We start from the raw sequence: 15,727 nt of genomic DNA on the forward strand, positions 1-15,727 counted from the left end.
CGAACGGTGCTCCCCGCACCGTTGCGGAACGCCGCCGACCGGCGCCCGCGTTGTCTTCCCACGTTGCCACGCGCCAGCCACTCGCCACAGGAGTGGCGCGGGGATTGCTTTAATGTTTTTTTGGATATGCAATAAACCAAACGACAGGTCGCGCGTTATTGCTGAAAGGCATCGGCTTTATTGAACCCGGGTTCAATTAGGAAAGGTGTTCGCCACAGAATTTCAATGAGGACGATAGCCATTCGGCATAGTCATTTCATCCGGGGACAATTACGCGAGCGCGAGCTTTTCAATTTAACAGAAACACGAATAGAAGTTCCTTGTTTTCCGAGGAACTTTACTCGGCAGAGGGGTTCAGAATAAATAAAACATTTGCCCGGTTCATTCTTTGCTTTATGCTGATTGAACCGATTGTGTAGATAGTGTGTAAGGGAGTTTTCCACGGCATACGGCCATGGGCGGGGCCCCTCTTCCAAGAGGAGCGACGCAGTCTCTGGCTGTAGGCATCGGGGTCAAAAGCCCCGCCGACCTGAAGGAGGCGCGACCATGGACGTGATCAGCAACTTTGCAGCCCGCTACGAACGCACCCGCGAGGAAGTTCTCTCGCTGCAGGAATATCTGGATATCTGCAAACGCGATCCGACGGCATATGCAACGGCCTCCGAACGAATGCTCCAGGCCATTGGCGAGCCGGAACTGGTAGATACCCGCAATGACCCCCGTCTTTCGCGGATCTTCGCGAACAAGGTCATCAAGATCTATCCGGCGTTCAAGGAGTTCTATGGCATGGAAGATGCCATCGAGCAGGTGGTGTCCTATTTCCGCCACGCCGCGCAGGGACTGGAAGAAAAGAAGCAAATCCTTTACCTGCTGGGGCCCGTCGGCGGCGGCAAGAGCTCGATCGCGGAGCGCCTGAAGCAGCTCATGGAGCACGTGCCCTTCTATGCGATCCACGGCTCCCCGGTGAACGAATCGCCCCTCGGGCTGTTCGACACCCTCGAAGACGGCGAGATCCTCGAAAAAGAGTACGGCATCCCCGTGCGCTACCTGAACCGCATCCTGTCGCCCTGGGCCGTGAAGCGGCTCGAGGAGTACGGCGGCGACATCCGCCAGTTCAAGGTGGTCAAGCGCTACCCCTCGGTGCTGCGCCAGATCGCGGTCGCCAAGACCGAGCCGGGCGACGAGAACAACCAGGACATCTCTTCGCTCGTCGGCAAGGTCGACATCCGCAAACTCGAAACCTACGCCCAGGACGACCCCGACGCGTATGCCTACTCCGGCGGCCTGTGCCTGGCGAACCAGGGCCTGCTCGAGTTCGTGGAAATGTTCAAGGCGCCCATCAAGGTGCTGCACCCGCTGCTCACGGCCACGCAGGAAAGCAACTTCAAGGGCACCGAAGGCTTCGGCGCCATTCCCTTCGACGGCATCGTGCTGGCCCACAGCAACGAGAGCGAGTGGAAGGCGTTCCGCAACAACAAGAACAACGAGGCTTTCCTCGACCGGATCTACATCGTCAAGGTGCCGTACTGCCTGCGCGCCTCCGAAGAGATCAAGATCTACGAGAAGCTGGTGCGCAACTCCTCGCTGGCCAAGGCCCCGTGCGCGCCCGGCACCTTGCGCATGATGGCGCAGCTGTCGGTGCTCACGCGCCTGAAGGAGCCCGAGAACTCGAGCACCTTCAGCAAGATGCAGGTCTACGACGGCGAAAACCTGAAGGACACCGACCCCAAGGCCAAGTCGATCCAGGAGTACCGCGACTACGCGGGCGTCGACGAAGGCATGAGCGGCGTCTCCACGCGCTTCGCCTTCAAGATCATCTCCAAGGTCTTCAACTTCGACAGCACCGAGGTGGCCGCCAACCCGGTGCACCTGATGTATGTGCTCGAACAGCAGATCGAGCGCGAGCAGTTTCCGCCGGAAACCGAGCAGAAGTACATCAGCTACATCAAGGAGCTGCTGGCGCCGCGCTATGCCGAGTTCATCGGCAAGGAGATCCAGACTGCCTACCTCGAGAGCTACAGCGAGTACGGCCAGAACATCTTCGACCGCTACGTGACCTACGCCGACTACTGGATCCAGGACCAGGAGTTCCGCGACGTGGACACCGGCGAAGTGTTCGACCGGGCCTCGCTCAACGGCGAACTCGAGAAGATCGAGCGACCCGCCGGCATCGGCAACCCGAAGGACTTCCGCAACGAGATCGTCAACTTCGTGCTGCGCGCGCGGGCCGGCAACGCAGGGCGCAACCCGGCGTGGACCAGCTACGAGAAGCTGCGCGCAGTCATCGAAAAGAAGATGTTCTCCAACACCGAAGAGCTGCTGCCGGTGATCAGTTTCAACACCAAGAGCAGCGCCGACGAGCAGAAGAAGCACGAAGACTTCGTGACCCGCATGGTCGAGAAGGGCTACACCGCCAAGCAGGTCCGGCTTCTGTGCGAGTGGTACCTGCGGGTGCGCAAGAGTTCATAGCGGACAGCGGGAACAACGGACGCGTGCGAAGGACCTAACCAGCGCACCGTCCACCGTTTTGCAAGGAGCTTTGAAAACATCGTGGCCATCCTGCAGCAGATCATCGATCGCCGGCTCTCGGGCAAGAACAAGTCCATCGGCAACCGCGAGCGCTTCCTTCGGCGCTACAAGGGCCAGATCCAGGAGGCGGTGCGGCGCGCGGTCAGCGGGCGCAACATCCGCGAGCTGGAGCAAGGCGAAGACGTGACCCTGCCGCGCCACGATGTCTCCGAGCCGGTGTTCGGCCATGCGCGCGGCGGCGACCGCGAATACGTGCACCCCGGCAACCAGGAATACCTCAAGGGCGACCGCATCGCGCGCCCCGAGGGCCAGGGCGGCGGTGGCTCGGGCAGCGGAGAGGCCAGCGACAGCGGCGAAGGCGAGGACGACTTCGTCTTCCGCCTCACGCGCGAGGAGTTCATGCGCGTCTTCTTCGACGACCTTGCGCTGCCCCACCTCGTGCGCACCCAGATCGCCGAAGTGCCCGAATGGAAGAGCCACCGCGCCGGCTTCACCAGCGACGGCTCGCCCAACAACCTGCACGTGGTGCGCTCCATGCGCGGCGCGCTGGCGCGGCGCATTGCATTGGGCGGCGAACCGCGCAAGGAGCTCAAGCGCCTGGAGGCGCACCTTCTGGTCCTGAAAGCGCATCCACAGGTCGAGACCGCATTGATCCAGAAGGAAATCCGCGAGACCGAGGACCTCATCGCCGAGCTGCGCCGCACCATGCGGCACGTGCCCTACATCGACCCGATCGACCTGCGCTACCGCAACCGCGTGAAGACGCCCGTGCCCAGCGCCAAGGCCGTGATGTTCTGCCTCATGGACGTGTCGGGCTCGATGGACGAGGCGCGCAAGGACATGGCCAAGCGCTTCTTCATGCTGCTGTACCTGTTCCTCACGCGGCACTACGAGCGCATCGACCTCGTGTTCCTGCGCCACCACACGCAGGCGCAGGAAGTGACCGAGGAAGAGTTCTTCCACGCCACAGAGACCGGCGGCACCGTGGTGTCGAGCGCGCTGGTGCTCATGGACGAGATCATCAAGGCCCGCTACGCCAGCGGCGAATGGAACGTGTACGGCGCCCAGGCCAGCGACGGCGACAACTGGCACCAGGACAGCGGCCGCTGCCGCGAACTGCTGGTCGACAACATCCTGCCCGTGGTGCGCTACTACGCCTACGTGCAGGTGGCCGAGACCGAGCAGAACCTGTGGCAGGAGTACCAGCAGCTCGAAGGCGTGGCGCCCAACTTCGCCATGCGCAAGGTATCGGACGCGCAGGACATCTACCCGGTGTTCCGCGACCTGTTCAAGAAGGAAGGGGTGCCCACATGATCACCACCGAACGCCCTCCCGGGGCCCCTGTCCTGCCGCGCAGCACCGAACTGCCCACCTCCCGCCTCGAGCGCCTGCCCAGCCCGTCCGACTGGACCTTCGAGCTCATCGAGACGTACCACACCGAAATCGCGAAGACCGCGAGGAGCTTCGGCCTGGACACCTACCCGAACCAGCTCGAGGTGATCACGGCCGAGCAGATGATGGACGCCTACGCCAGCGTGGGCATGCCCATGATCTACAGGCACTGGTCGTACGGCAAGCAGTTCATCTCCACCGAGAAGAACTACAAGCGCGGCCACATGGGGCTGGCCTACGAGATCGTCATCAACTCCGATCCGTGCATTGCCTACCTCATGGAAGAAAACACCATGGCCATGCAGGCCCTGGTGATCGCGCACGCGGCCTACGGGCACAACAGCTTCTTCAAGGGCAACTACCTGTTCCGCATGTGGACCGACGCGTCGTCGATCATCGACTACCTCGTCTATGCGCGGCACTACATCGCCGAGTGCGAGGAACGCCACGGCCTCGATGCGGTGGAAGACCTGCTCGACTCCTGCCACGCGCTCATGAACTACGGCGTCGACCGCTACCGCCGTCCGCAGAAGCGTTCGCTGGCACAGGAGAGCGCGCAGCGCACCGACCGCGAGCGCCACATGCAGCAGCAGGTGAACGACCTGTGGCGCACGCTGCCGCGCAAGAGCGAACAAGCCGCCGAGTCCGAAGCCGCGCGCCGCTTTCCGCCCGAGCCGCAGGAGAACCTGCTCTACTTCATCGAGAAGAACGCCGCCCTGCTCGAGCCGTGGCAGCGCGAGGTAGTGCGCATCGTGCGCAAGATCGCGCAGTACTTCTACCCGCAGCGCCAGACCCAGGTCATGAACGAAGGCTGGGCCACCTTCTGGCACTACACGCTGCTCAACACCATGTACGACCGCGGCCAGCTGGACGACGGCTTCATGATGGAATGGCTCAGCTCGCACACCAGCGTGGTGTTCCAGCCGCCCGTGGGCCACCGTGCCTACAGCGGCATCAACCCCTATGCGCTGGGCTTCAAGATGTTCACCGACCTGCGCCGCGTCTGCGAAAAGCCGACCGACGAAGACCGCCGCTGGTTCCCCGACTTCGCGGGCACCGACTGGGTCAAGACGCTCGACTACGCGATGCGCAACTTCAAGGACGAGAGCTTTGTCGGCCAGTTCCTCAGCCCGAAGACGATGCGCGATTTCCGCCTGTTCTCGATCCGCGACTACCAGAGCGAATCAGAGCTCGAGGTGTCGGCCATCCACGACGACAGCGGCTACCAGGCGCTGCGCGAATCGCTGTCACGCCAGTACGACATCGGTAACCGCGAGCCCGACATCCAGGTCTGGAGCGTGGCCACGCGCGGCGACCGCTCGCTCACGCTGCGCCACACGCAGCGCAACAACCTGCCGCTGAACGACAACGCCGAAGAAGTGCTGAAGCACGTCGCAAGGCTCTGGGGCTTCGACGTGCACCTGGAGAGCGTCGACAGCGCAGGCCGGGTCAGCCGCAGCTGGAAAGCTGCCGCACCCAAGCAGACCTACTGAGACGCTGCGATACAAAGAGAGCGGCTGTCTATCAGCCGTTCACCCCAGCAGAGCGTGCCCTCGTGCGCAGGGCACTGGGTGCTTCCCGCAGCGAAATCAAGGAGGAGCCGAAGGCGGGGGACATTCGCGGAGGGAAGTACCCGGTGTCCTGCGCACGCCCCCCGAAAAACTCAAGGAACCAGCGCAGCAATCGCCAGCGTGTACCCCTTCACCCCCAGCCCCACGATGATCCCGCGCGCCGCAGGCGAGATGTACGAGTGGTGGCGAAACTCTTCGCGCGCATGCACGTTCGAGATGTGCAGCTCGATCAGCGGCACGCTCGCCCCCTTGATGGCGTCGTGCAGCGCGATCGACGTGTGGGTATAGGCGCCCGGGTTCATCACCACGCCCAGCATGTTGCCGGCGGCCACTTCGCGGCCCGCCTCCTGGACCCAGTCGATCAGCACGCCTTCGTGGTTCGACTGGCGGCATTCGATCTCCACGCCGAGTTTCGCGCCCGTCTCCTTGCACAGGCGTTCGACGTCGGCGAGCGTGTCGCGGCCGTACTGTTCGGGCTCGCGCGTGCCGAGCAGGTTGAGGTTGGGGCCGTTGAGGACGAGGATTTTCTTCATGATGGATCGGTGAAGGAAGCTGGCGGATGCAGGAAGAAGAAAGCCGATTATGGTCGCGCCGCCGACCGCGCCCGCCGTGCAGGTGACGACGCCGCGGTCGACCCCACGTAGTGGTTGTACGAGCCGATGTCCGCCACGCAGCGCGCCATCAGGTCGACGAAGGCCCGCAGCTTCTGCCCCATGTAGCGCTGCCGCTGGTAGGCGCAGTACAGCCGCCGCGCCTCCGGCGGCCACTGCGGCAGCACCGGCACCAGCACGCCCTGCGCCACCTCGGGCCCGGCAAAGAACACCGGCAGCGGCGCAATGCCCAGGCCGTCGATGCAGAAGGTCTTCATCACCCAGTGGTCGTTGGTCTCGAAGGCCGGCTCCGTGCGCACCACGTGGCGCCCCGAGGCCTGCTGCGACACCAGCCGCAGCGGCGACGGCGGCCCCGACGGCTCGCGCATCGCGATCATCCGGTGCTGCGCCAGCGCCTCGGGCGTGTGCGGCGTGCCGTGCCGCGCCAGGTACTGCGGGCTGGCGTACAGGCCGTAGGCCAGCCGGCCCAGCAGCTTGGCGACCAGGTCCGGCAGGTCGGGCGGCGCCGAGCCCACATAGCAATCGACCTCGCCGATCCGCGGGGCCTGCGCGCCGTTCGCCACGTCGAGCTGGCACCGCACGTTCGGGTGCGATTCGAGAAAGATGCGCACCACATGGCAGACGAAGGAGGTGCTGAACTGCGTGTCCGACAGCAGCGTGAGCCGCCCCGACACCCCGCCCGTGAGCTCCTGCACCTCGGTGCGCGCCGTCTCCAGCCGACCGCTCACCTCGCCGAGCAGCCCCTCGCAGCGTGCGAAGAACGCACGCCCGGCCTCCGTGGGCGCAATGCGGCGCGAGCTGCGCAGCAGCAGCTGGGCGCCCAGCAGTTCCTCCAGCCGCGTGAGCTGCCGGCTCAGCGTGGCTTTCGACACGCCCGACAGGCTTTCGGCCTTGGTGAGGCTGCCGCTCTTCATCACGAGGACGAAGGCCTCGACCAGCGCGAGGTCGATCCGCCCCGCCGTCATGGACGCCACCGCTGTGGAAGTCGTCGTTGCAGGAATGAAAAGGAGCGTCTTGGCATGGGGCTTTCATCGGTGCGACGGACACGCTACGGTAGGCGGCACCGCCGACAAGGGCATGGCCGATGCTATGCCGATTCGCGGCGCCCTTCCCCGCTGCCCCACGATCAAGACCCATGAATCCTTCCGCCACCTGGCACCCCGTCACGCCCTCCGCCGAGGTGCGCGCCGGCGTCAACATCGTCGCCGGCTTTGCGCAAGGCCAGGAGCTCGCGCTGTGGCGCGCAGCCGATGGCTCCCCGCAGGCCTGGGAGAACCGCTGCCCGCACCGCAGCGTGCGCTTCACGCTCGGCCAGGTGACCGGCGGCGACCGCCTGGCCTGCGCGTACCACGGCTGGCAGTACGAGGCCGGCAGCGGCGCGTGCGTGCGCATCCCGGCGCACCCGGCCATGCCGGCGCCGCGCAACGTCTGCGCCAAAACGTTCGCCACGGCGGATGCCGCAGGCATGCTGTGGGTGCGCCTCGCGGCCGACGGCGCAGATGCGCCACCCGAACTGGCCGGCGCCGTGCCCGCCGGCTGGCACCTCGCCCGCACGCTGACGCTGCGCGTGGCTGCGTCCGAGGTGCGCGCTGCGCTGGCGCCGCATGGCTTCGCATCGACGGGAACGCCCGATGCATGGCAAGGCACGCTGGGCGAATCGCCCGTCGCCGCGCTGCTGCTCGACGCCCAGCCGCAGCTGAGCTTCCTGCACCTGTGGACCGACGCGGCCCCCGGCTCCGACGCGATGGCCCGGGTGCACCGCGCGGCGCGCCAGCTGCGCAGCGACATCGAAGCCGCCGCCTCGCACTGAACAGGAAGAAAGAAGCAACATGCCCTTCGTCACCGACGATCCCAACATGCTCGACGACTGGCTCGTCGTCGGCCCCGCCAGCGGCTTGCCGCGCGCTGCGCGGCTGCTCGGCGAAACCCTGCACCTGCACACCGATGCCGACGGCACACCGCACGCCCTCCTAGGCAACGACGCACTCACCGTGCAGTCGCGCTACGGCTTCCTCTGGGTCTGCCCCAGCGGCCGCCCCGCGCGCCCGCTGTTCGCCTTCCCCGAATACGACGAGCCCGGCCGCCGCATCGTCGATTGCGGCGGGCTCGGCGTGGCCGTGTCGGGCCTGCGCGTGATCGAGAACTTCCTGGACATGGCGCACTTTCCCTTCGTGCACCCCGACTACCTCGGCAAGGTGCCGCACACCGAGGTGGCCAAGTACAACGTCGAGGTCGACGGCGCCACCGACGAGATCTGGGCCACCGACTGCCGCTTCTGGCAACCCCGCGCCTCGGCCGCCCACGACACGGGCAGCGAGGTGTTCTACAAGTACCGCGTGATGCAGCCCTTCTCGGCCATGCTCTACAAATCGAGCCACCGGCCCGACAAGCTCGACGCCATCGGCCTGTTCCTGCAGCCGGTGGACGACGAGCACGTCATCGCCCACACGCTGCTGGCCTACTTCGACGACGTGTCGAGCGACGCCGAGCTCATCGCCTTCCAGCACACGATCTTCGGACAGGACAAGCCGATCCTGGAGAACCACGCCTTCAAGCGCATGCCGCTCGAAGGCCGCGCCGAGACGCCCACGCGCGGCGACACCACCTCCGTCACCTACCGCCGCTGGCTGCGCGAGCGCGGCATGCGTTTCGGCACCGCGAGGGCCACCGCATGACCGTCCAGCTCTACGACTACCCGCTCTCGGGCAACTGCTTCAAGGTGCGGCAGATGCTGCTGTGGCTCGGCGTGGACCACGCGAGCGTGCCGGTCGATTTCCATCCGGGCCGCGAACACAAGTCCGCCAGATTCCTCGAACAGGTCAACCCGCTCGGGCAGCTCCCGGTGATCGACGACGAGGGCTTCGTGCTGCGCGACGCGCAGGCCATCCTGGTCTACCTCGCGAGCCGCTACGACGACGCACGGCAGCACTGGTACCCCGCCGACCCGAAGCTGCGCGGCCAGGTCGCGATGTGGCTCGCCATGGCCGACGAGATCACGCGCACCGCCTCGGCCGCCCGGCTGCACGACGCGCTGGGCTACACGCACCTGGACATCGAGGCCTGCCGGCGCGGTGCGCGCGCGGCCTTCCGTGTGCTCGACGACCACCTGGCCGAGCAGCACGCCGCCACCGGCCTGCGCTGGCTCGTGGCCGCGCCCGAGCCGACCATTGCCGACCTCGCCTGCTTTCCGTACGTGGCGCTGGCGGGCGAAGGCGGCGTCTCGCTCGACGAGTTTCCCGCGCTGCGCCGCTGGGTCTGGGACTTTCGTCACCTGCCGGGCTTTGTGGGCATGTCGGGTATCTTCCCGGCTGGCCCCACCTGAAGGCTCGCCTGAGTATCCTTGTCCCCTTCCGCTCTCTGAAGAACCGAATCCCATGAAAACCAAAGCCGCCGTCGCCTGGCAAGCAGGCCAACCCCTGACCATCGAAACCGTGGACCTCCAAGGCCCCAAGTTCGGTGAAGTGCTGGTCGAGATCAAGGCCACCGGCATCTGCCACACCGACTACTACACGCTCTCGGGCGCCGACCCCGAAGGCATCTTCCCCGCCATCCTGGGCCATGAAGGCGCGGGCATCGTGGTCGACGTCGGCCCCGGCGTCACCACGCTGAAAAAGGGCGACCACGTCATTCCGCTGTACACGCCCGAATGCCGCCAGTGCAAGTTCTGCCTGAGCCGCAAGACCAACCTGTGCCAGCTGATCCGCGGCACGCAGGGCAAGGGCCTGATGCCCGACGCCACCAGCCGCTTCAGCCTCGACGGCAAGCCCATCTTCCATTACATGGGCACCAGCACCTTCAGCAACTACACGGTGGCACCCGAGATCTCGCTGGCCAAGATCCGCGAAGACGCGCCCTTCGACAAGGTCTGCTACATCGGCTGCGGCGTCACCACCGGCATCGGCGCCGTGATCTTCACGGCCAAGGTCGAAGCCGGCGCGAACGTCGTGGTGTTCGGCCTGGGCGGCATCGGCCTGAACGTGATCCAGGGCGCCAAGATGGTGGGCGCCGACAAGATCATCGGCGTCGACCTGAACCCCGAACGCGAAGCCATGGCCCGCCAGTTCGGCATGACGCACTTCATCAACCCCAAGACCACCGAGAACGTGGTCGATGCCATCGTGCAACTGACCGACGGCGGCGCCGACTACAGCTTCGAGTGCATCGGCAACACGCAGGTGATGCGCCAGGCGCTCGAATGCACGCACAAGGGCTGGGGCCGCAGCATCATCATCGGCGTGGCCGAGGCCGGCGCCGAGATCAGCACCCGCCCATTCCAGCTGGTCACCGGCCGCAAGTGGGAAGGCTCGGCCTTCGGCGGCGCACGCGGTCGCACCGACGTGCCGAAGATCGTCGACTGGTACATGGAAGGCAAGATCAACATCGACGACCTGATCACGCACACCATGCCACTCGAAGACATCAACAAGGGCTTCGACCTGATGAAGCGCGGCGAGTCGATTCGCGGCGTGGTGCTTTACTAACCCCCAGTCTTCGCGCACTTCGTGTCGCTTCGCCAACCCCCTTGCAGGGGGCAACACCAGCGGCCCGGCAAAGCCGGTTCCGCGGTGTTCCTGGAAAAGACATCGACTCCCCCTTTGGAGGTGATCTCGTGATGGAAAGAATGGAACCCCTGCGCACCATCGAAGCGGGCGTCCTCGAAGTCGCCTATTACGAAGCCGGCCCGGCCGATGGCCCGCCCGTGCTGCTGATGCACGGCTTTCCGTACGACATTCACACTTACGCCGAAGTCGCGCCGATGCTGGCCGCTCAAGGCTGCCGCGTGATCGTGCCGTACATGCGCGGCTACGGCGCCACGCGCTTCCTCGCCGACGCCACGCCGCGCTCGGGCGAACAGGCGGCCTTCGGCGCCGACCTGCTCGCGCTGCTCGACGCCCTGAAGATCGAGCGCGCCGTGCTCGCCGGCTACGACTGGGGCGGCCGCGCCGCCTGCGTGGTGGCGGCGCTGTGGCCCGAACGCTGCGCGGGGCTGGTCTCGCTCAACAGCTACAACATCCAGAACATCGCCAAGGCGATGGAGCCGGACACCGCAGAGAACGAGCACAGCCTCTGGTACCAGTACTACTTCCACAGCGAACGCGGCCGCGCCGGCCTCGCGAAGGACCGCAAGGCCCTCACGAAACTGCTGTGGCAGTTGTGGTCGCCGACCTGGCCCTTCGACGACGCCACCTTCGCGCGCAGTGCCGCCGCCTTCGACCACCCCGACTTCGTGGACGTGGTGATCCATTCGTACCGCCACCGCTTCGGCCTCGTGCCCGGCGACCCGGCCTATGCCGACATCGAACGCCGCCTTGCCGCGCAGCCGACGATCACCGTGCCCGCCATCACCTTCGACGGCATCGACGACGGCGTGCGACCGCCCGCCGATGCCTCGGCCCACGCGCACCGCTTCAGCGGGCCGCGTTCGCACCGCCTCGTGCCCGGCGCGGGCCACAACCTGCCGCAGGAAGCGCCCCGCACCTTCGCGGACGCCGTGCTTGAACTCGTGCCCGCGCTGCGCAGCCAGACGACCTCTTCTTCATGACCGACACCGCCCCGACCCTTCTTTCCGAACACCACGCCTTCGGCGGCGTGCAGCGCTTCGTCGAGCACCGCTCGCACGAGATCGGCCTGCCGATGCGCTTCTCGGTCTACCTGCCGCCGCAGGCCGCGACCGCGGGCAAGCCCGTGCCCGCCCTGCTCTACCTTGCCGGCCTGACCTGCAACGAAGAGACCTTTGCGGTGAAGGCCGGCGCGCAGCGCATGGCCGCCAGCCTGGGCGTTGCGCTGATCGCGCCCGACACCAGCCCGCGCGGCGCCGAACCCGAAAGCCTGCCGGGCGCAAAAGACAGCTGGGACTTCGGCATCGGCGCCGGCTTCTACCTCGACGCCACCGCCGAGCCCTGGGCCACGCACTGGCGCATGGAAAGCTGGATCGTGCACGAGCTGCTGCCGCTGGTGGCCCGCCACTTTCCCATCGACGGCGAGCGCATTGGCATCTTTGGCCACTCGATGGGCGGCCACGGCGCGCTCACGCTGGCGCTGCGGCACCCGGGGCGCTTCAAGTCGCTCTCGGCCTTCGCGCCGATCTGCGCACCCACCCAGTGCCCGTGGGGCCAGAAGGCCTTCGCCGGCTACCTGGGCGAGCCCGGCGACGACCGCGCGCAGTGGCTCGCGCACGACGCCACCGCGCTGATGCAATCGCAGACCGTGGCGCCCTATCCGCAGGGCATCCTCATCGACCAGGGCCTGGCCGACAAATTCCTCGCCGAACAGCTGTACCCCGAAGCCTTCGAGGCCGCCTGCTTCGCCGCCGGCCAGCCGCTCACGCTGCGCCGCCATGCGGGCTACGACCACGGCTACTACTTCATCCAGAGCTTCATCGCGGACCACATCGCGCACCACGCGCAGACGCTGAACGCCTGACTACAAAGGGGTGCGGTTCGCACCCGGCGTGGCTATCATGGTCCGCATGTCCGCCGCCCAGATTCCTGCCTTCCAGCTGCGCTCGCGCGATGGCGGCGCCGAAGAGAACATGGTGCTCGCGGGCATCTGGCGCCGCGCCTGGGTGTCGGCCAACCGCAGCGCCGTCCACGTCGAGCCCATCGGCCACTGGCTGCGGCGCGTGCAGACCGAATTCATCCCGCCCGCCGACGTGGTGCTGGCCGAGCGCGACGGCCAGGTGCTGGCCTTCATGGTGCTGCTCACGGCGCGCGAGTATGTGGCCCAGCTCTTCGTCGAGCCGCACCTGCGCAGCCAGGGCCTCGGCAAGGCGCTGCTCGACGAAGCCTGCGTGCGCATGCCGCACGGCTGGCGGCTGCACGTGGCCGTCACCAACACCGAGGCGCAGCGCTTCTACGAACGCTACGGCCTCGTGCGCGGCGTGGTCGACCGCCACCCCGGCAGCGGGCGCGAACGCATCGCCTACCATTGGTCGCCCAGCCGCGCGCCCTGGCGCACGGGCTGACACCCTCCGCACTTCCTTCCTGCCCCATGCGCATCCGCATCGACCACATCGCCCTCTGGACCACCGACCTCGAACGCTGCAAGCGCTTCTACGTCGATTACTTCGGCGCCACCGCCGGCGCCGGCTACGTCAACCCGGCCAAGGGCTTCGCCTCGTGCTTCCTGAGCCTGGGCGACGGCGCGCGCATCGAGGCCATGACCACGAGCACCCTGTCGCCCGTGGTCGCCGAGGCCGGCGCGCAGCGCATGGGCTGGACGCACCTGGCGATCTCGGTCGGCTCCGACGCCGAGGTCGATGCGCTCACGCAGCGGCTGAAGGCCGACGGCTATCCGCTGCTCGACGGCCCGCGCCGCACCGGCGACGGCTACTACGAGAGCGTGGTGCTCGACCCGGACGGCAACCGCATCGAGATCACGTCATGAGCGCGTTTGTTCAAAGCCTGCACGAGACCTTCGAACGCCTCGGCCGCATCGAGACGCGCCGCATGTTCGGCGGCCATGGCGTGTGGCACGAGGGCCGCATGATCGCGCTCGTCGCCAAGGACACGCTGTACCTCAAGTCCGACGCCGGCAGCGCCGCGCACTTCGACGCGCTGAACCTGCCGCCCTTCACCTACGTGCGCGAGGGCAAGGAGATGCCGATGTCGTACCGCCTGGCGCCGGCCGACCTGTTCGAAGACCGCGAGGAAGCCGCGCGCTGGGGCCGCCTGGCCTACGAGGCCGCACTGCGTTCGGGCCAGCCGCCGAAGCAGAAGAAGCCCAAACCTAAACCCAAGACAACCCCCAAGGCCGCGAAAGCGAAGACCCGGTGAACGACCAGAACAACAACCACGGCCACCGGCTCCCTCCGCTTCCCGAGCGCGAACAGATCGCGCTGCTCGACCCCTTCGACAGCCTCGACCTGAAAGACATCGTGGTCGTCACCTCGCTCGCCGAAGCCGAGCGCGCCGCCGACGAATTGCTCGACGCCGGCGTGGCGGGCTTCGACACCGAGTCGCGCCCCACCTTCGCGAAGAACGAAGTGTCAACCGGTCCGCACGTGGTGCAGTTCGCCACGCGCGACACGGCCTGGCTGTTCCAGCTGCACCGCGACGAATGCAACCCCGTGGTCGCGGGCCTGCTCGCGTCCACCGAACTGCGCAAGGTCGGCTTCGGCCTTTCGAGCGACCTGTCGCTGATCCGCCTGCGGCTGGCCATTGCGCCGCAGGCCGTGTTCGACATCGACGACGAGTTCCGCCGGCGCGGCTACCGCCGCTCGGTGGGCGTGAAGACGGCGGTGGCGCTGATGTTCAACCGCCGCTTTGCCAAGTCGCGCAAGGCGACCACCTCGAACTGGGCGCACAAGCAGCTCACCGAGTCGCAGATCCGCTACGCGGCCAACGACGCCTATGCGTCGCTGCGCGTGTTCGACGCGCTCTTCCCGAACGACTGAACCTCCGCCCTCAGTCGCGCCCTGCTTCGAGAATCGCCTGCGCCAGCCGCTGTGGGTTCGAGAAGAACATCTCGTGGCTGCCCGGGCACTCCACGAGCCGGAACAACCCCAGCCGCTCCGACAGCCGCGGATGCCACGGCAGGCTGTGCGGCAGCGCCGTGTCCTGCTGGCAGTTGACGTACGACTTGCCCAGCGCCAGCGCCGCCAGCGGCTGCTTCAGCTGGATCTTGTCGGTGAAGGTGCGGTACGGGTGCGGGTTGAGCTTGTCGTAGGCGGACTGCGCCAACGCGAGGTCGGCGTCGTTGATGAAGGCCTCGCGCCAGATCTCGAAGGGCAGCATCACGGCGTTCTTGTTGGCGGCCGCCACCGCGTCGAACATGGTCACGTAATGCGGCGGCACCATGTCGTTGAGCGCTTCGCCGTCGAACGGCACGAAGGCGTTGATGTAGACCAGCCGCCGCAGCCGCGCCGCGATGCGGTCGGCCACGCCCGAGATCACCATGCCGCCGTAGCTGTGGCCCACGAGCCGCACCTGCGTGAGGTCTTTTCCCTCGATGAAGCGGACCACCGACGCAATGGCGTCGGCCAGGCCGGTGCCCGCGCGGTCGTCGCCGGGGTTGTTGCCTGCCACGGTGGGGCAATGCACGGTGTGGCCGGCCGCGCGCAGGCCGTCGGCCACGGCCTCCATTTCGGCGCCGGTGTGCCAGGCGCCGTGAACCAGAACATAGGTGTCGGACATGGGTGTCTCCTTCGTTGGATGCGTCATTGGGGAATGGACCGAGGGCGACTGTAGAAAAAGCGGTACGTCGTGGATGGCCGTTGCCTGCCAGGGCGATGGCCGATTCGTGCCACCGGTCTTTTTGCGCCGCGGGTTGCCTCGATTCAATAATTCAAAGATACTTGAATAATGGAAGAAAACGATGTGGTCCGCGCCTTGGGCGCACTCGCGCAACCCGTGCGCCTTCGGGTGTTCCGTGCCTTGGTGGTCGCCGGGCCCGACGGGCTGACGCCGGGTGCGCTGACCGAAGCGCTGGCGGTACCGGCGACGGGGTTGTCCTTTCACCTCAAGGAGCTGGTGAACGCGAGCCTCGTCTCGCAGGAGCGCCAGGGGCGCAACCTCATCTACCGCGCGTCGTTCGACCGGATGAACGGCCTGCTCGGCTACCTCACCGAGAACTGCTGCCAAGGCGAGCCCTGTCTTCCGGCGACCACCTGCGACTGCTGACCAT

At 66.6% G+C, this 15,727-nt stretch carries 17 protein-coding genes; 14 read left to right on the top strand and 3 right to left on the bottom strand.

The genetic code is table 11. From position 1 onward, the window contains the following. Positions 1-546: 546 nt before the first annotated feature. From AC07SQ_RS27005 to AC07SQ_RS27015, 3 genes are all read left to right on the top strand, one after another. The gene (locus tag AC07SQ_RS27005) at positions 547-2,469 is read left to right on the top strand and encodes a PrkA family serine protein kinase (RefSeq protein WP_062470701.1); all 1,923 of its coding nucleotides are present in this window, start codon (positions 547-549) and stop codon (positions 2,467-2,469) included. Between the two features lie 81 nt (positions 2,470-2,550). Next, complete coding sequence (locus AC07SQ_RS27010) at positions 2,551-3,843, top strand: YeaH/YhbH family protein (RefSeq protein WP_095744575.1); 1,293 nt, start codon at positions 2,551-2,553, stop codon at positions 3,841-3,843. Further along, positions 3,840-5,414 carry a SpoVR family protein gene (locus tag AC07SQ_RS27015; protein ID WP_495273342.1) on the top strand — a complete coding sequence of 525 codons (1,575 nt, stop codon included), beginning with the start codon at positions 3,840-3,842 and terminating at the stop codon, positions 5,412-5,414. The genes AC07SQ_RS27010 and AC07SQ_RS27015 overlap by 4 nt, the downstream gene beginning before the upstream one ends. Before the next feature lie 170 nt (positions 5,415-5,584). Here AC07SQ_RS27015 and aroQ read toward each other — a convergent pair whose 3' ends face one another. After that, positions 5,585-6,025 (bottom strand): type II 3-dehydroquinate dehydratase, encoded by a 441-nt coding sequence (gene aroQ, locus AC07SQ_RS27020; protein WP_062470706.1) that lies wholly within the window; start codon positions 6,023-6,025, stop codon positions 5,585-5,587. Between the two features lie 47 nt (positions 6,026-6,072). Next, positions 6,073-7,068 carry a LysR family transcriptional regulator gene (locus AC07SQ_RS27025; protein ID WP_495273358.1) on the bottom strand — a complete coding sequence of 332 codons (996 nt, stop codon included), beginning with the start codon at positions 7,066-7,068 and terminating at the stop codon, positions 6,073-6,075. A gap of 170 nt (positions 7,069-7,238) precedes the next feature. On the opposite strand from AC07SQ_RS27025, the gene AC07SQ_RS27030 reads away from it, so the two are divergent. The 10 genes from AC07SQ_RS27030 to AC07SQ_RS27075 all read left to right on the top strand — a co-directional run bounded on the left by AC07SQ_RS27030 (position 7,239) and on the right by AC07SQ_RS27075 (position 14,498). Then, on the top strand, positions 7,239-7,913 hold the full coding sequence (locus AC07SQ_RS27030) for a Rieske 2Fe-2S domain-containing protein (RefSeq protein WP_495273341.1): 675 nt from the start codon (positions 7,239-7,241) through the stop codon (positions 7,911-7,913). 19 nt (positions 7,914-7,932) lie between these two features. Further along, on the top strand, positions 7,933-8,778 hold the full coding sequence (locus AC07SQ_RS27035) for an aromatic ring-hydroxylating dioxygenase subunit alpha (protein ID WP_495273340.1): 846 nt from the start codon (positions 7,933-7,935) through the stop codon (positions 8,776-8,778). Beyond that, the gene (locus AC07SQ_RS27040) at positions 8,775-9,425 is read left to right on the top strand and encodes a glutathione S-transferase family protein (RefSeq protein ID WP_495273339.1); all 651 of its coding nucleotides are present in this window, start codon (positions 8,775-8,777) and stop codon (positions 9,423-9,425) included. Before AC07SQ_RS27035 ends, AC07SQ_RS27040 begins: the two co-directional genes overlap by 4 nt. A gap of 52 nt (positions 9,426-9,477) precedes the next feature. Further along, the gene (locus AC07SQ_RS27045) at positions 9,478-10,584 is read left to right on the top strand and encodes an S-(hydroxymethyl)glutathione dehydrogenase/class III alcohol dehydrogenase (RefSeq protein WP_070059685.1); all 1,107 of its coding nucleotides are present in this window, start codon (positions 9,478-9,480) and stop codon (positions 10,582-10,584) included. A 131-nt stretch (positions 10,585-10,715) separates the two neighbouring features. Next, positions 10,716-11,645 carry an alpha/beta fold hydrolase gene (locus AC07SQ_RS27050; protein ID WP_495273338.1) on the top strand — a complete coding sequence of 310 codons (930 nt, stop codon included), beginning with the start codon at positions 10,716-10,718 and terminating at the stop codon, positions 11,643-11,645. Then, positions 11,642-12,526, top strand: coding sequence for an S-formylglutathione hydrolase (fghA, locus tag AC07SQ_RS27055; protein ID WP_495273337.1), 885 nt, complete (start codon positions 11,642-11,644; stop codon positions 12,524-12,526). Before AC07SQ_RS27050 ends, fghA begins: the two co-directional genes overlap by 4 nt. 46 nt (positions 12,527-12,572) lie before the next feature. Beyond that, complete coding sequence (locus tag AC07SQ_RS27060) at positions 12,573-13,067, top strand: GNAT family N-acetyltransferase (RefSeq protein WP_255221040.1); 495 nt, start codon at positions 12,573-12,575, stop codon at positions 13,065-13,067. A gap of 26 nt (positions 13,068-13,093) precedes the next feature. Further along, positions 13,094-13,489, top strand: a complete 396-nt coding sequence (locus AC07SQ_RS27065; RefSeq protein ID WP_235926677.1) for a VOC family protein — start codon at positions 13,094-13,096, stop codon at positions 13,487-13,489. Further along, entirely contained in the window at positions 13,486-13,878 is a 393-nt protein-coding gene (locus tag AC07SQ_RS27070) for a TfoX/Sxy family protein (RefSeq protein ID WP_495273336.1), read from the top strand. Before AC07SQ_RS27065 ends, AC07SQ_RS27070 begins: the two co-directional genes overlap by 4 nt. Next, the gene (locus AC07SQ_RS27075; RefSeq protein WP_495273335.1) at positions 13,875-14,498 is read left to right on the top strand and encodes a 3'-5' exonuclease; all 624 of its coding nucleotides are present in this window, start codon (positions 13,875-13,877) and stop codon (positions 14,496-14,498) included. Before AC07SQ_RS27070 ends, AC07SQ_RS27075 begins: the two co-directional genes overlap by 4 nt. Before the next feature lie 10 nt (positions 14,499-14,508). On the opposite strand, the gene AC07SQ_RS27080 is transcribed toward AC07SQ_RS27075, so the two are convergent. Further along, positions 14,509-15,237, bottom strand: a complete 729-nt coding sequence (locus AC07SQ_RS27080) for an alpha/beta fold hydrolase (RefSeq protein ID WP_495273334.1) — start codon at positions 15,235-15,237, stop codon at positions 14,509-14,511. Positions 15,238-15,405: 168 nt separating this feature from the next. Here AC07SQ_RS27080 and AC07SQ_RS27085 point away from each other — a divergent pair, with 168 nt between their 5' ends. Continuing rightward, positions 15,406-15,723, top strand: a complete 318-nt coding sequence (locus AC07SQ_RS27085; RefSeq protein WP_159272634.1) for an ArsR/SmtB family transcription factor — start codon at positions 15,406-15,408, stop codon at positions 15,721-15,723. Positions 15,724-15,727 lie beyond the last annotated feature (4 nt).

The sequence above is a fragment of the Variovorax sp. GW821-FHT06D12 genome, from assembly GCF_059419205.1.

What these genes read in the sequence shown, in the direction of transcription:
- AC07SQ_RS27040 (WP_495273339.1), top strand. Translation starts at nt 8,775, where the DNA reads ATGACCGTCCAGCTCTACGACTACCCGCTCTCGGGCAACTGCTTCAAG.
- AC07SQ_RS27050 (WP_495273338.1), top strand. Translation starts at nt 10,716, where the DNA reads ATGGAAAGAATGGAACCCCTGCGCACCATCGAAGCGGGCGTCCTCGAA.
- AC07SQ_RS27070 (WP_495273336.1), top strand. Translation starts at nt 13,486, where the DNA reads ATGAGCGCGTTTGTTCAAAGCCTGCACGAGACCTTCGAACGCCTCGGC.
- AC07SQ_RS27005 (WP_062470701.1), top strand. Translation starts at nt 547, where the DNA reads ATGGACGTGATCAGCAACTTTGCAGCCCGCTACGAACGCACCCGCGAG.
- AC07SQ_RS27035 (WP_495273340.1), top strand. Translation starts at nt 7,933, where the DNA reads ATGCCCTTCGTCACCGACGATCCCAACATGCTCGACGACTGGCTCGTC.
- AC07SQ_RS27025 (WP_495273358.1), bottom strand. Translation starts at nt 7,068, where the DNA reads ATGACGGCGGGGCGGATCGACCTCGCGCTGGTCGAGGCCTTCGTCCTC.
- AC07SQ_RS27060 (WP_255221040.1), top strand. Translation starts at nt 12,573, where the DNA reads ATGTCCGCCGCCCAGATTCCTGCCTTCCAGCTGCGCTCGCGCGATGGC.
- aroQ (WP_062470706.1), bottom strand. Translation starts at nt 6,025, where the DNA reads ATGAAGAAAATCCTCGTCCTCAACGGCCCCAACCTCAACCTGCTCGGC.
- AC07SQ_RS27085 (WP_159272634.1), top strand. Translation starts at nt 15,406, where the DNA reads ATGGAAGAAAACGATGTGGTCCGCGCCTTGGGCGCACTCGCGCAACCC.
- AC07SQ_RS27080 (WP_495273334.1), bottom strand. Translation starts at nt 15,237, where the DNA reads ATGTCCGACACCTATGTTCTGGTTCACGGCGCCTGGCACACCGGCGCC.
- AC07SQ_RS27045 (WP_070059685.1), top strand. Translation starts at nt 9,478, where the DNA reads ATGAAAACCAAAGCCGCCGTCGCCTGGCAAGCAGGCCAACCCCTGACC.
- fghA (WP_495273337.1), top strand. Translation starts at nt 11,642, where the DNA reads ATGACCGACACCGCCCCGACCCTTCTTTCCGAACACCACGCCTTCGGC.
- AC07SQ_RS27015 (WP_495273342.1), top strand. Translation starts at nt 3,840, where the DNA reads ATGATCACCACCGAACGCCCTCCCGGGGCCCCTGTCCTGCCGCGCAGC.
- AC07SQ_RS27030 (WP_495273341.1), top strand. Translation starts at nt 7,239, where the DNA reads ATGAATCCTTCCGCCACCTGGCACCCCGTCACGCCCTCCGCCGAGGTG.
- AC07SQ_RS27065 (WP_235926677.1), top strand. Translation starts at nt 13,094, where the DNA reads ATGCGCATCCGCATCGACCACATCGCCCTCTGGACCACCGACCTCGAA.